The 12,989-nt window shown below is 73.4% G+C and carries 10 protein-coding genes; 2 read left to right on the top strand and 8 right to left on the bottom strand.

Translation table 11 applies throughout. The features are described from left to right. Positions 1–137: 137 nt before the first annotated feature. The 6 genes from proB to Q0963_RS02420 form a co-directional block, all read right to left on the bottom strand. Positions 138–1,268: a glutamate 5-kinase gene (gene proB / locus Q0963_RS02445; RefSeq protein WP_299441956.1), complete on the bottom strand. Its 1,131-nt coding sequence runs from the start codon at positions 1,266–1,268 to the stop codon at positions 138–140. 2 nt (positions 1,269–1,270) lie between these two features. Next, complete coding sequence (gene obgE / locus Q0963_RS02440; protein ID WP_299441953.1) at positions 1,271–2,794, bottom strand: GTPase ObgE; 1,524 nt, start codon at positions 2,792–2,794, stop codon at positions 1,271–1,273. 194 nt (positions 2,795–2,988) lie between these two features. Next, positions 2,989–3,255 carry a 50S ribosomal protein L27 gene (gene rpmA / locus Q0963_RS02435; protein WP_299441950.1) on the bottom strand — a complete coding sequence of 89 codons (267 nt, stop codon included), beginning with the start codon at positions 3,253–3,255 and terminating at the stop codon, positions 2,989–2,991. A 36-nt stretch (positions 3,256–3,291) separates the two neighbouring features. Further along, entirely contained in the window at positions 3,292–3,597 is a 306-nt protein-coding gene (gene rplU / locus Q0963_RS02430; protein ID WP_299441947.1) for a 50S ribosomal protein L21, read from the bottom strand. Between the two features lie 155 nt (positions 3,598–3,752). Next, a complete protein-coding gene (locus tag Q0963_RS02425; protein WP_299441944.1) occupies positions 3,753–6,683 on the bottom strand; it encodes an Rne/Rng family ribonuclease in 2,931 nt (976 codons plus the stop codon). Positions 6,684–6,831: 148 nt separating this feature from the next. Further along, positions 6,832–7,590: a TIGR03936 family radical SAM-associated protein gene (locus Q0963_RS02420; protein WP_299441941.1), complete on the bottom strand. Its 759-nt coding sequence runs from the start codon at positions 7,588–7,590 to the stop codon at positions 6,832–6,834. Between the two features lie 167 nt (positions 7,591–7,757). Here Q0963_RS02420 and Q0963_RS02415 point away from each other — a divergent pair, with 167 nt between their 5' ends. Continuing rightward, the gene (locus Q0963_RS02415; RefSeq protein WP_299441938.1) at positions 7,758–9,125 is read left to right on the top strand and encodes a transaminase; all 1,368 of its coding nucleotides are present in this window, start codon (positions 7,758–7,760) and stop codon (positions 9,123–9,125) included. Positions 9,126–9,133: 8 nt separating this feature from the next. Here Q0963_RS02415 and Q0963_RS02410 read toward each other — a convergent pair whose 3' ends face one another. Both Q0963_RS02410 and Q0963_RS02405 read right to left on the bottom strand, forming a co-directional pair. Then, positions 9,134–10,729, bottom strand: a complete 1,596-nt coding sequence (locus Q0963_RS02410) for an arylsulfatase (protein ID WP_299441935.1) — start codon at positions 10,727–10,729, stop codon at positions 9,134–9,136. Between the two features lie 31 nt (positions 10,730–10,760). Beyond that, the gene (locus tag Q0963_RS02405) at positions 10,761–12,107 is read right to left on the bottom strand and encodes an MFS transporter (RefSeq protein WP_299441932.1); all 1,347 of its coding nucleotides are present in this window, start codon (positions 12,105–12,107) and stop codon (positions 10,761–10,763) included. Positions 12,108–12,215: 108 nt separating this feature from the next. Between Q0963_RS02405 and Q0963_RS02400 the strand changes: the two genes are divergently transcribed. Further along, positions 12,216–12,971: an IclR family transcriptional regulator gene (locus Q0963_RS02400; RefSeq protein ID WP_299441929.1), complete on the top strand. Its 756-nt coding sequence runs from the start codon at positions 12,216–12,218 to the stop codon at positions 12,969–12,971. Positions 12,972–12,989 lie beyond the last annotated feature (18 nt).

Here is a 12,989-nt window from a genome sequence, read left to right as displayed (position 1 = left end):
ACCAGGGTCCGCGCGGGGCGCCTGCCGCCCCAGCCGGACGCGGCGTTATCGGGTGACCCGAGAAACCCCCGCTTCACCCCGGAAGACTTCCGGGGGGAAGCGCGGCGTTATCGGGTGACCCGAGAAAGCCGAGGGCGTCAGAGGACGACGAGGTCGTCGCGGTGGACGACCTCCCGCTCGTACGACGGACCGAGCTCGCGGGCGAGGTCGCGGGTCGACCGCCCGAGCAGGCGCGGCAGCTCGGCCGAGGCGTAGTTGACGAGCCCACGCGCGATGACCGCGCCGTCCGGGGCGCACAGGTCGACGGCCTCCCCGGCCGCGAAGGAGCCGGTGACCGCGGTGACGCCGGCGGGCAGCAGCGACGTGCGGCGCTGGGTGACCGCCGCGACGGCGCCGTCGTCGAGGACGAGCCGCCCCCGGGCCGTCGTCGCGTGCGCGAGCCAGCGCTTGCGCGAGGTCCGGGGCGCGGCCGCGGGGGCGAACACGGTGCCGACGTCCTCGCCGGCGAGCGCCGCGTCGACGTCGGGCAGCCGGGTGAGCAGGGTGGGGATCCCGGCGGCACCGGCGATGCCCGCCGCCTCCACCTTCGTGACCATGCCCCCGCTGCCGACCGAGGACCCCGTCCCGCTGATCGTCACCGAGGCGAGGTCGTCGGTCGTGGCGACGAAGGGCACCCGGCGTGACTCGCCCTGCGACGGCGGCCGGTCGTGCACGGCGTCGACGTCGGTGAGGAGGACGAGCCCGTCGGCCCCGACGAGGTCGGTGACCAGGGCCGCGAGCCGGTCGTTGTCGCCGAACCGGATCTCCTGGGTCGCCACCGTGTCGTTCTCGTTGACGATCGGGACGATGCCGAGCTCCAGGAGCCGCTCGAGGGTGCGCCGGGCGTTCGTGTAGTGGCTGCGGCGGGTCGTGTCGTCGGCGGTGAGCAGCACCTGGCCGACGGTGAGCCCGTGCCGGGAGAACGCCGCCTGGTACGCGGCGACGAGCGCGCCCTGCCCGACGCTCGCCGCGGCCTGCTGCGTCGCGAGGTCGGTGGGCCGGGACGCGAGCCCGAGCGGGCCGAGCCCGGCGGCGATCGCCCCCGAGGACACGAGCACGACCTGCCGGCCCGCCGCCCGGCGTGCCGCGAGGACGTCGACGAGCGCGGTCAGCGCCTCGAGGTCGAGGTGCCCGCCGTCGGCGCTCGTCAGCGACGAGGACCCGATCTTGACGACGAGACGCTGGGCCCCGCCCACGCGGCGGCGCAGCTGGTCGGCGACCCCGGGCATCGTCAGTCCTCGTCGTCCGGCTTCGACCAGCGGCCGGCGCGGCGCTCGGCGGCCAGCTCCTCGCGGGCAGCGGTCTGGGCGTCCTTGCGGGCGTGGAACTGCTCGCGCTTCTCCCCGCGGGTCTTGCGACCGGAGTCCTCGAAGCGCAGGTCGGTGCCGCGCGGGCCCGTCAGCAGCTCGGCGCCGCTGCTCATCGTCGGCTCCCAGTCGAAGACGACCGCGTTGTCCTCGGGGCCGACGAGCACGGTGGACCCGGCGACGGCACCGGCCTTGTACAGCGCCTCCTCGACGCCGAGACGGCCGAGCCGGTCGGCGAGGTAGCCGACGGCCTCGTCGTTGGTGAAGTCGGTCTGGCGGACCCACCGGGTGGGGCGCTCGCCGATGACGCGGAACAGCTCGCCGTCGGGGGTCGACTCGCGGCGCACGTGGAAGCCGCTGTCGTCGACCGCGACGGGGCGCAGCACGACGCGGGGCTTCTCGACGACCTGGGCCTCGAGCTCGGCCCGCGCCTGCTCGACGTGGCGGGCGAGTGCGAAGGTCAGCTCCTTGAGCCCGATGTGCGCGACGGCGGAGACGATGTGCACCTCGAGCCCGCGCTCCTCGAGCATCGGGCGGACCATCTCGGCCAGCTCGCGCGCCTCGGGGACGTCGGCCTTGTTGAGGACGACGACCCGGGTGCGCTCCGAGAGCGGGCGGCCGCCGAGGCTGTCGTCGGTCACGTACGCCGCGAGCTCGGACTCGATGACCTCGAGGTCGGTCAGGGGGTCCCGCCCCGGCTCGAGGGTCGCGCAGTCGACGACGTGGACGAGCACGGAGCAGCGCTCGACGTGGCGCAGGAACTCCAGGCCGAGACCCTTGCCCTCGCTGGCCCCCGGGATGAGGCCGGGGACGTCGGCGATGGTGTACCGGGCGTTGCCGGCGGTGACGACCCCGAGGTTGGGCACGAGCGTCGTGAACGGGTAGTCGGCGATCTTGGGCTTGGCCGCCGAGACGACCGAGACGAGCGAGGACTTGCCGGCCGACGGGAAGCCGATGAGCGCGACGTCGGCGAGGGACTTCAGCTCGAGGACGACGTCGAGGGACTCCCCCGGCTCGCCGAGCAGGGCGAACCCGGGGGCCTTGCGGCGCGGGCTCGCGAGGGCCTTGTTGCCGAGGCCACCGCGCCCGCCGCGGGCGAGCACGAACGTCGTCCCGGCCCCGACGAGGTCGGCGAGGACGTCCCCGTTGCCGTCCTTGACGACGGTGCCCTCCGGGACCGGCAGCACGAGGTCGCCACCGTCGGCGCCGTTGCGCTCGTCGCCGGCGCCGGGCTTGCCGTTGTCGGCCTTGCGGTGCGGGCTGTGGTGGTAGTCCAGCAGCGTCGTCGCCTGGGTGTCGACGGCGAGGACGACCGAGCCGCCGCGCCCTCCGTTGCCCCCGTCCGGACCGCCGAGCGGCTTGAACTTCTCACGCTTGACCGAGGCCACCCCGTGCCCGCCGTTCCCGGCCGTCACGTGGAGGACGACGCGGTCGACGAAGGTCGCCATGGGGTGTCTCCTGACTCGAGCCGTCCCCACTTCTCATGCTGCTGTCGGCGTGTCGGGCCGGGGAGCCGGCGTGTCGAGCGACGCCAGCATGAGAAGTCGGGGACGGCGGGGTGCGAATACGTGAGGGGCGGGCCGATCGCGGCCCGCCCCTCACGATGTGGTGCGTGGTGCCGGGCGTGGTGCCCGGCGACGCGTCACTGCGCGGCGGTCTCCACCGGCAGGATGTTCACGGTCTTGCGGCCGCGCTTGGAGCCGAAGGTCACGGCGCCCGCGACGAGCGCGAACAGCGTGTCGTCGCCGCCACGGCCGACGCCGTCGCCGGGGTGGAAGTGCGTGCCGCGCTGGCGGACGATGATCTCGCCGGCCTTGACGACCTGGCCGCCGTAGCGCTTGACGCCGAGGTACTGGGCGTTGCTGTCACGACCGTTGCGGGTCGAGGACGCACCCTTCTTGTGTGCCATGTCTGTAGTCCTTGTCCGTGAGGTCCGAGCGTGGGCTCAGGCGTCGATCGCCGTGATCTTGATCTGGGTGAGCGGCTGGCGGTGGCCCTGGCGCTTCCGGTAGCCGGTCTTGTTCTTGTACTTGAGGATCGTGATCTTCGGACCCTTGGCGGCCTTGACGACCTCGGCGGTGACCGTGACCTTCGCGAGCTTCGAGGCGTCGCTCGTGACCGAGCCGCCGTCGACGACGAGGAGCGGCTGGAGCTTGATCTCGTCGCCGGCCTGGCCGATCTTGTCGATGAGCAGGACGTCGCCCACGGAGACCTTCTCCTGGCGACCACCTGCGCGCACAATCGCGTACACGTTCGTACTCACTTCCTGTTCGGGCGCGCTCGCTCGTGACCGGTCAGTTGCTACCCCGTGGACCACGGGACACCGACGCGGTGGGCGCACCGACTCACAAGTGTACCGGCGGGCGGGGCGGTGCTCCAAATCACCGCCCCGGCCTCGCCGACGGGTCAGCCGGCCTCGCTGTCCGGGGCGCCGGTCGCTGCAGCCGGCGGCGGCCCCGCGGGCGCGACGACCCGGCCGCGCCGGCGACGCGAACGGGCGGCCGGCACCGGCTCGGGCTGGGGCTCGGGCTGCCGCTCGGGCTCCGGCACGGCCTGCTCGCGGACCGGCTCGGCCTCGGCCTCGGCCTGCGGGGTCGCCTCGACCTGCGCCGGCTCGGGCTGCCGCTCGGGCTCGGCCTGCGCCGGGGCGGTCTCCGCAGGTGCGGTCTCCGCAGGTGCGGTCTCCGCAGGTGCGGGCTCGCCGGCCGCGGCGGAGGGGTCCGCGGCGGCCACGTCGGCCGCCACCTGGTCGGCGACGTCGGCCGCCACCTGGTCGGCGACCTCGGACTGCTCGGTGTGCTTGAGCGCCGCCGCGTGCGCCGCCGCGGCGATCTGCGCCGCGGTCGGGCCGTTGGGCTTGTGCTCCGGGACCTCGGCCGCCGGGGCGGACGGGGTGCCCTGGCCGCCGCGGCGGCCGCGGCCGGACCGGCTCGACCCGGAGTCGCCCGATCCGTTGCCGCGCTCGATCGGCTCGGTGTGGACGACGATGCCGCTGCCGTTGCAGTGCTCGCACGGCTCGGAGAACACCTCGATGAGGCCCGACCCGACCCGCTTGCGGGTCATCTGGACGAGCCCGAGCGAGGTGACCTCGGCGACCTGGTGCTTGGTGCGGTCCCGGCCGAGGCACTCGAGCAGGCGCCGCACGACGAGGTCGCGGTTGGACTCCAGGACCATGTCGATGAAGTCGATGACGATGATGCCGCCGATGTCGCGCAGCCGGAGCTGGCGCACGATCTCCTCGGCGGCCTCGAGGTTGTTCTTCGTCACCGTCTCCTCGAGGTTGCCCCCGGAGCCGACGAACTTGCCGGTGTTGACGTCGACGACGGTCATCGCCTCGGTGCGGTCGATGACGAGCGAGCCACCCGAGGGCAGCCACACCTTGCGGTCCATCGCCTTGGCGATCTGCTCGTCGATGCGGTGCGCGGCGAAGACGTCGTCCTCGGACGTCCAGCGGGTGACCCGCTTCGCGAGGTCCGGCGCCACGTCCTCGACGTACTCGCTGACCTCCGACCACGCCTTCTCACCCGAGACGACGAGCGAGGCGAAGTCCTCGGTGAAGACGTCGCGGATGACGCGGATCGTGAGGTCGGGCTCGCCGTGGAGCAGCGCCGGGGCGCCGCCGCTGCCGGACTTCTTCTGCTTCGCCGACTCCGCCTTCTTCTGGATGCGCTCCCACTGCTTGGTGAGTCGCTCGACGTCGGCGGTGAGCTCGGCCTCGGAGGCGCCCTCGGCGGCGGTGCGGACGATGACGCCCGCGCCCTCGGGGACGACCTCCTTGAGGATCGCCTTGAGCCGGGCCCGCTCGGTGTCGGGCAGCTTGCGCGAGATGCCGGTCATCGAGCCCTCGGGCACGTACACGACGTACCGCCCGGGCAGCGAGATCTGCGAGGTGAGGCGGGCACCCTTGTGGCCGATCGGGTCCTTGGTGACCTGGACGAGCACGGTGTCGCCGGAGGACAGCGCGTTCTCGATGCGCTTGGCCTGGTTGACCTCGAGGCCCGCGGCGTCCCAGTTGACCTCACCGGCGTAGAGGACGGCGTTGCGTCCCTTGCCGATGTCGACGAACGCGGCCTCCATCGACGGCAGGACGTTCTGAACCCGGCCGAGGTAGACGTTGCCGGCCATCGACGCCGTCGTCTCGCGCGAGACGTAGTGCTCGACGAGGACGTTGTCCTCGAGGACCCCGATCTGGGTGCGGCCGTCACGCGCGCGCACGACCATCGTGCGCTCGACGCTCTCACGGCGGGCCAGGAACTCGGCCTCGGTGATGATCGTGCGGCGACGGCCGGCCTCGCGCCCCTCGCGGCGACGCTGCTTCTTGGCCTCGAGCCGGGTCGACCCCTTGACGGCGGTCGGCTCGTCCCGCTCGGCGCGCGGCGTCCGCACCCGGGTGACGGTGCCGGGCGGGTCGTCGCTGTCGCCACCGGAGGACCCGCGGCGACGGCGGCGGCGACGACGGCTGGACGGCGACTCGTCGTCGGAGTCGTCGGAGCCGGAGTCCTGGTCGGCATCCGGCCCGGTGTCGGTGGAGTCCTTGCCCGACCGGCGACGGCCTCGCTCGCGACCGGAGGCGGGCTTGTCGTCGGCGGTGTCGGTGGTCTCGGAGTCGTCCTCGCCCTTGCCCCGGCCGCGGCGGCCGCGGCCACCCCGGCGACGGCGACGCGAGCCGCCCTCGCCGTCCGCGGAGTCGCCGTCGTCCTCGGGGCCGGCCCCGCGCGAGGGGGCGTCGGTGGCGGCGGGGGCCTCGTCGTCAGTGCGCTCGGTGCGCTCGTCACGCTCGGCGCGCTCGGTCCGCTCCGTGGCCTGCCCGGCCGGGGGGTCGACGGGCGCGCCCGCGGGCGAGGTCGCCCGGCGCCGACGCGGCACGGCGACCGGCTCGGGTGCCTGGAACAGGAGGCCGAGGCCCGGACCGGCCGCGGCGGCGGGGGCGGGGGCGGACTGCCCCTCCTCCTCGGCCTCGGCGTCGGCGGGCTCCTCGGCCGGGGCCTCGGGTGCGACGTCGGCGGCGGCCGCCTTCTTCCGGCGGGTGGTCTTCTTCGCGGGCTTGTCCTCCGCGGCGACGGCCTCGGCCGGCGCCTCGGCAGCGTCCACGGGGGCCGCGGCCTTCTTCCGGCTGCGACCGGCCTTCTTCGCGGGGGCCGCGTCGGCGGCGTCGGCAGGGCCGTCGGCAGGGGCGTCGACCGCAGGGGCTGCCGCCTTCTTCGTCGCCCGCTTGCGGGTCGCCCGCTTGCGCGGAGCCGCACCGCCGGAGTCGTCACCGTCGGCGGGCGAGCCGTCCATCGGCAACGTGGCGGGGGCGGTGGCCTCAGCGGTGGGCGTGTCGTTCTCGGAAGCCATGTCGGCCCCTTTCGGCAGCCGCGCGTCGGCGTCCACACCGGCTCCGCCTGGGGCGGGTCCACGTCGACCGCGGTGCGATCGGATCGTGTGGGCGGTGACCCACACGGAAGTCAGCTGCTGCCTCGGAGCGGCTCGCGCGGGCGGCGCGTCACCTTCCGGGGCCGACGGCCTCCCGGTCGGCGGCCAACGGATCGGCCACCCCGGCACCTGCATCCAGCAGTGGGCCCTGTGCGAGCCGGGTCACCAGGGGCGGGACCGGCGTCGTGAAGCCTGTGACTGCGTGCAGTGCGGTCAGGATGTCATCGGGGCGTACGGACGGTGTGGTGTGCCGTACGACCATCCGCAGTATCGCATACCCGTCGGCGTCGACCCCGGACACCGCCATCTCACACACGGCTTCGCGCGTGTCGAACGTGCGGGGCCCGCTCTTGAACGTCCGCGTCGTCTCGGCCCGCTCGGTGGCGAGGTAGCCGGCGACGGCGCTGCGCACCTCGTCGGGGTCGGCCCCGCGCATCACGATGTGCCACTCACTGGCCTCGAGCCGGTCGGCGAGTGACCCCGGCCCGGCCTCGACGACGTCGACGACGTCGAGGCCCTCGGGCAGCGCCTCGTCCAGGGCCTCCCGCACCGCGTCGGGGTCGACCCGCTCGGTGACCCGGATCTCGAAGTACTCCGCCTCGCTCGCCGTGCCCGTGGGTGCGGCGTTGGCGTAGGAGATGAGCGGGTGCGGGTGGAACCCGGCGGAGAACGCCATCGGCACCCCGGCCCGGCGCAGCGCCCGCTCGAGCGCCCGCGAGAAGTCCCGGGTCGAGGAGAACCGGAGCCGGCCGCGCTTGGCGTACCGGATCCGCAGCTTCTGCACCGCGGGGGGCGGCGGGGGTCCCTCGGGGGTGCGCTGACGGGCCATGGCGCCAGCGTAGGAGGACGGGCACCCCGCGGCCGAATCAGCGGGTCGCGGCCGGGCGGGGCCTTTGTCCCCCGGCCACGGATCGAGCGCCCCGGCTGCATCGGGACCACGGATCGAGTGGCAGTGGTTCGTGGAGGGGACGGCATCCGTCGCACTAGGCTGCGCGCATGACCGACACCGACCGCGCCCGCCTCGCGCGGCTCCTCGCCGCCGAGCAGGAGACGTACACCTCCCTCCACCCGCGCAGCCAGCACCTGTTCGCGGCCGGCACCAACCTCTTCGGCCGGGTCCCGATGACCTGGATGAACAAGTGGAGCGGCGGCTTCCCGCTGTACCTGGACCGGGCGCACGGCAACCAGATCACCGATGTGGACGGGCAGACCTACATCGACTTCGCCCTCGGCGACACCGGGGCGATGGCCGGCCACTCCCCCGCGGCGACGACCGCAGCGGTCGTCCGCCGGATGGGTGAGCTCGGCGGGGTCACGACGATGCTCCCGAGCGAGGACGCGCAGTGGGTCGGCGAGGAGCTGACCCGCCGCTTCGGGATGCCGCTGTGGAGCTTCACGCTGACGGCCACCGACGCGAACCGGTGGGCCATCCGGCTGGCGCGGCTCGCCACCGGCAAGCCGAAGGTGCTCGTCTTCGGCTACTGCTACCACGGCTCGGTCGACGAGGCCTTCGCGCTGCCCGGCCCCGACGGCAAGGCCCAGAGCCGACCGGGCAACGTCGCGCCCCCCGTGCCGCTGGACCTCACGACCCGGGCCGCGACGTGGAACGACCTCGCCTCGGTCGAGCGCGAGCTCGCGCACGGCGACGTGGCCGCGATCCTCACCGAGCCGGCTCTGACGAACATCGGCATCGTCCTGCCCGAGCCCGGTTTCCTCGACGGCCTGCGCGAGCTCGCGACCCGGTACGGCGCGCTGCTCATGATCGACGAGACCCACACGTTCTCCGCCGGGTGGGGCGGGGCGACCCGGGCCTGGGGGCTCGAGCCGGACGTGTTCGTCATCGGCAAGTCGATCGGGGGCGGCATCCCCTGCGGCGCCTACGGGATCTCCGAGGAGGTCGCCGCGGCGGTGACACGGCACACCGACTCCGGGGAGGCCGACATCATCGACGTCGGCGGGGTCGGCGGCACCCTGGCGGGCAACGCGCTCTCGACGGCGGCGATGCGGGCCACCCTCGGGGAGGTCCTCACCGAGGAGGCCTTCACGCACATGCTCGACCTCTCGGAGGCGTTCACCGCGGGGGTGCAGGCCGTCCTCGACGAGCTCGACGTCCCGTGGTCGGTGAGCCGGCTCGGCGCCCGCTCCGAGTACCGGTTCGTCCGTCCCGCGCCGCGCTCCGGCGAGGAGTCGGCCGCGGCGCACGACGACGACATCGACGCCTACATGCACCTCGCGATGTGCAACCGCGGCATCCTCATGACGCCCTTCCACAACATGGCGCTCATGTGCCCCGACACGACCCGCGAGGACGTCGACCGGCACACCGCGGCGTTCCGTGAGGTCGTCGGCGCGTTGTACGGCTGAGCCGGGGGTCACTCCGGCGGCAGGCCCGCCCCGCGACGCGCGTACAGGTCGAGGACCACCTGGCGTGGGATGACACCACACCGCGCCGCCCAGGACTCGTACTCGGCAGCCATGGCCGCCACCCGCTCCGGGTCGCCGCCCGCGCGGTCGTCCAGCTCGGTGCGGTCGACGGCCATGTCGTACAGCTCCCACGGCCCGCCCCACTTGCGGACGAGCTTCCACCGTCCCTGGCGCACCCCGGCGTTGCCCTCGTGCTCCCAGAACAACGGACGCTCCGGTACCGGCTCGCCGCTGCGGACCGTCGGCAGGAAGGACCGCCCCTCGGCGGGCGGGATCGGGCGCCCCTGGCGCTGCTGCGGGTACCGGGCGCCCGCGGCCTCGAGCAGGCTCGGCAGGACGTCGACGAGCTGGAGGGGCTGGTGCTCGAGGCGTCCGGGCGCCTGCACCCCGGCCGGCCAGTGGACGAGCAACGGGGTCGCGATCCCCCCTTCGTGGACCCAGTGCTTGTACTCGCGGAAGGGAGTGTTCGACAGGTTGGCCCACGCCCGCCCGTAGGAGGCGTAGGTCGCCTCGTCACCGGGCATGACGCCCGGCACGTTCCCGGCGACGACCTCCCGTCCGTCCTTGGTCGTGTCGGCGAGGGGGACGAAGGCCTCGACGAAGGCGCGGTCCAGCTCCTCGGCGCAGCCACCGTTGTCGGAGAGGAAGACGACGATGGTGTTCTCGAGCCGCCCGGCCGCCTCGAGCCGGTCGAGCACCTGGCCCAGGCCGCGGTCCATCGCTGTCACCTGCGCTGCGTACACCTCCATCCGGCGGGCCTCCCACTCGTGGTCGGCGGCATCGGCCCAGGCGGGGACCCGCGGGTCCCGGTCGGTGAGCGGCCAGTCCGCGCGCAGGATGCCCTCGTCGACGAGCCGCCCCAGCCGGTGCTGCCGCAGCTCGTCCCATCCGGCGTCGAAGCGTCCGCGGTAGGCGGCGACGTCGTCCTCGTGCGCGTGCAGCGGCCAGTGGGGGGCGGTGTAGGCGAGGTAGCAGAAGAAAGGCTGGTCGGCGCGCTGCGCGACGTGCTCGTCGACGAACCCGCAGGCCTCCTCGCTGATGGCGTCGGTGTAGTAGTACCCGGACGCGGCCGCCTCGGCGGCGATGTCATCCTCGCCCCGGTGCAGCGTGCGGGGGTTGTAGAAGCTGCCTGCGCCCTCGAGGGTGCCGTACACGTGGTCGAAGCCGCGACGGGTCGGCCAGGCCGGGTTCGGGGTCTCCATGTCCGAGGCCAGGTGCCACTTGCCGCTCAGGTGGGTCGCATAGCCGGCGTCGCGCAGGCACTCCGCGACCGTCACGCAGTCCTCGGACAGGTTCCCGGGATAACCGTCCGGGGTGTCGTCGAAGTTGAGGATGCCCACGCCCACCTGGTGCGGGTGCAGCCCGGTGAGTAGCGAGGCCCGCGACGGGCTGCACCGCGGCGAGTTGTAGAACTGGGTGAACCGCACGCCGTCGCGGCCCAGCCGGTCCAGGGTCGGGGTGCTGATCTCGCCGCCGAAGCAGCCGATGTCGGAGAAGCCCATGTCGTCGACGAGGACGAGCAGGATGTCGGGCTGGCCGGTCACGGTTCTCTCCGGGGGCGCGGGGGTGGGCGGCTCAGACATGGACGCCCGACTCCGCCCGCGTCGCCTGCCCGGGCTCGAGGTCCGGGGTGTCGATGGCCCGGTCCTTGGTCTCGGCGATGAAGGCGAGGGCGACGAGCGAGATGACCGCCATGACCATGACGTACAGCGCCACCGTCCACGAGCCGTGGAACCCCGCGATGAGCGAGGTCGCGACGAGGGGCGCGATCGCTCCGCTGGGGAGCACTCCGATCTGGTAGACGAACGACATGCCGCTGTACCGCACCCGGGTGGGGAACAGCTCGGCGAACAGGACGCCCTCGGCGCCGAACATCCCGCAGGCGGCGATGCCCCAGCCGATGACGACGGCGAGCGTGATGAGCAGCGGGTTCCTGGTGTCGACCATGAGGAAGATCGGGACCGCCGAGACAAGGGCGAGCGCCGCTCCGGCTGCGAAGACCGGCCGGCGCCCGACGCGGTCGGTGAGCCGCCCGGCCCCGAGGATCGCGAAGAAGCCGACGACCGAGGCGACGAGAAGAGCGTTGAGGACGATGCTCTTGTCGAGCATGAGGACCTCGACGGTGTAGGTGACGAGGAAGGCGTTGTAGACGTTGAACGTGACGCTCTCGCTCATCCGAGCCCCCATCCCGCGGATGACCTGCCCGGGGTGCCGGCGGAGCACCTCGACCATGGGGATCTTCGAGCGGTTGCCCGTCTCCCGGAGCTTGGCGAACGCGGGCGGCTCGCTGATTCGCAGCCGGATGAAGAGCCCGAGCCCGACCAGGACGATGCTCGCGAGGAACGGGATCCGCCAGCCGCCGGAGGCGAGCGCCTCGTCACCGAGGAGCCCGACGGCGTTGACGGCGAGGACCGACAGCAGCAGCCCGAGCGGGACGCCGAGCTGCGGCCAGCTCGAGTACCAGCCGCGGCGCCCGTGCGGGGCGTGCTCGGCGCACAGCAGGATGGCGCCTCCCCACTCCCCGCCGAGGCCGATGCCCTGGAGCATGCGCAGGATGAGCAGCATGATCGGCGCGGCGACCCCGATCTGCTCGTAGTTGGGCAGGAGCCCCATGAGGAAGGTGGCGCCGCCCATGATCATCATCGTCACCACGAGCATCGGCTTGCGTCCGACCCGGTCGCCGAGGTGGCCGAAGACGATCGCGCCGATGGGCCGGGTGACGAAGCCGGCGGCGAAGGTGGCGAAGGCGATGAGGGTGCCGACGAGCGGGTCGAACGTGGGGAAGAACTGGGCGTTGAAGACCAGCGCCGCCATGGTCCCGTAGAGGAAGAAGTCGTACCACTCGACGACGGTGCCGACGAGGCTCGCCGACGCGATCTGCCGGATGGACGCGGGGGCGCCCTCTTTTCGGTTCCGCACCACGTTGTGCTCCTGGGTCGTGTCGGGTAGTGTCCCACTGCATGGGACATCAATGTCGCTGCGCGGGACACATCATGGAACGGACCGGCACCACCCGTCAAGAGGCCGTCGATGAGTGAGGCCCTGCGCCGCGCCGTCCAGGTCCTCGATGCCCTGCGGGTGGACGCCGACGGCTCCTCAATCCGGGACCTCGCCGGTCGCATCGGCCTGCCGAAGAGCACGGTCCAGCGCCTGCTCGCCGACCTCGTCGAGGTCGACCTCGCCCAGCGCGACCCGGCGTCGCGGCTCTACCGGCTCGGACCGCGCACGCTCGCCCTCGGCACCGCCTACCAGCGCCGCCTCGACGTCCGTGCGGCCGCACTCCCACACATGGTGGCCCTGCGGGACGAGCTGGACGAGACGGTGGGCCTCTCGGTCCGAGCCGTCGACGAACTGCTGCACGTGGACCAGGTGGAGTCACGCTCACGGCTGCGCGCCGTGTTCGACGTCGGCGTCCCCCTGCCCCTGTGGAGTGGGGCCCCCAGCCGGGTGCTGCTCTCGGTGCTCGACGAGTCGGAGGTGCGTGATCTCCTCTCGGACCGCCGCGCGCGGCACCTGCAGCCGGCGCACCCCCTGCCGCTCGAGACCTTTCTCGAGGAGGTCCGAGCCACCGGGGCCACCGGATACGCCATGGCGTCGGAGGAGACCCTCGCGCACGTGGCCACCGTCTCGGTGCCGATCTGGGGGCCGAGCGGGCTCGCCGCGGCGCTCTCGGTCACCGGCCCGGTGGCGAGGTTCGGCCCCGAGCAGATGACGGCTGCCCTGCGCCCGATGCGTGCCGCCGCCGACTCGGTGTCGTCCGCACTGGGAGTGCTCGACGCGCCGTGACGCGCGGCCGCCCGTCGG

It is taken from the genome of uncultured Phycicoccus sp., from assembly GCF_947495705.1.
Lineage (GTDB): Bacteria > Actinomycetota > Actinomycetes > Actinomycetales > Dermatophilaceae > Phycicoccus.
Note: the sequence above shows the minus strand (reverse complement) of the source record. Positions and strands in the feature narration are given on the sequence as shown.

Coding starts and splice junctions, on each gene's coding strand:
- proB (WP_299441956.1), bottom strand. CDS start 1,268: ATGCCCGGGGTCGCCGACCAGCTGCGCCGCCGCGTGGGCGGGGCCCAG.
- obgE (WP_299441953.1), bottom strand. CDS start 2,794: ATGGCGACCTTCGTCGACCGCGTCGTCCTCCACGTGACGGCCGGGAAC.
- rpmA (WP_299441950.1), bottom strand. CDS start 3,255: ATGGCACACAAGAAGGGTGCGTCCTCGACCCGCAACGGTCGTGACAGC.
- Q0963_RS02425 (WP_299441944.1), bottom strand. CDS start 6,683: ATGGCTTCCGAGAACGACACGCCCACCGCTGAGGCCACCGCCCCCGCC.
- Q0963_RS02420 (WP_299441941.1), bottom strand. CDS start 7,590: ATGGCCCGTCAGCGCACCCCCGAGGGACCCCCGCCGCCCCCCGCGGTG.
- Q0963_RS02415 (WP_299441938.1), top strand. CDS start 7,758: ATGACCGACACCGACCGCGCCCGCCTCGCGCGGCTCCTCGCCGCCGAG.
- Q0963_RS02400 (WP_299441929.1), top strand. CDS start 12,216: ATGAGTGAGGCCCTGCGCCGCGCCGTCCAGGTCCTCGATGCCCTGCGG.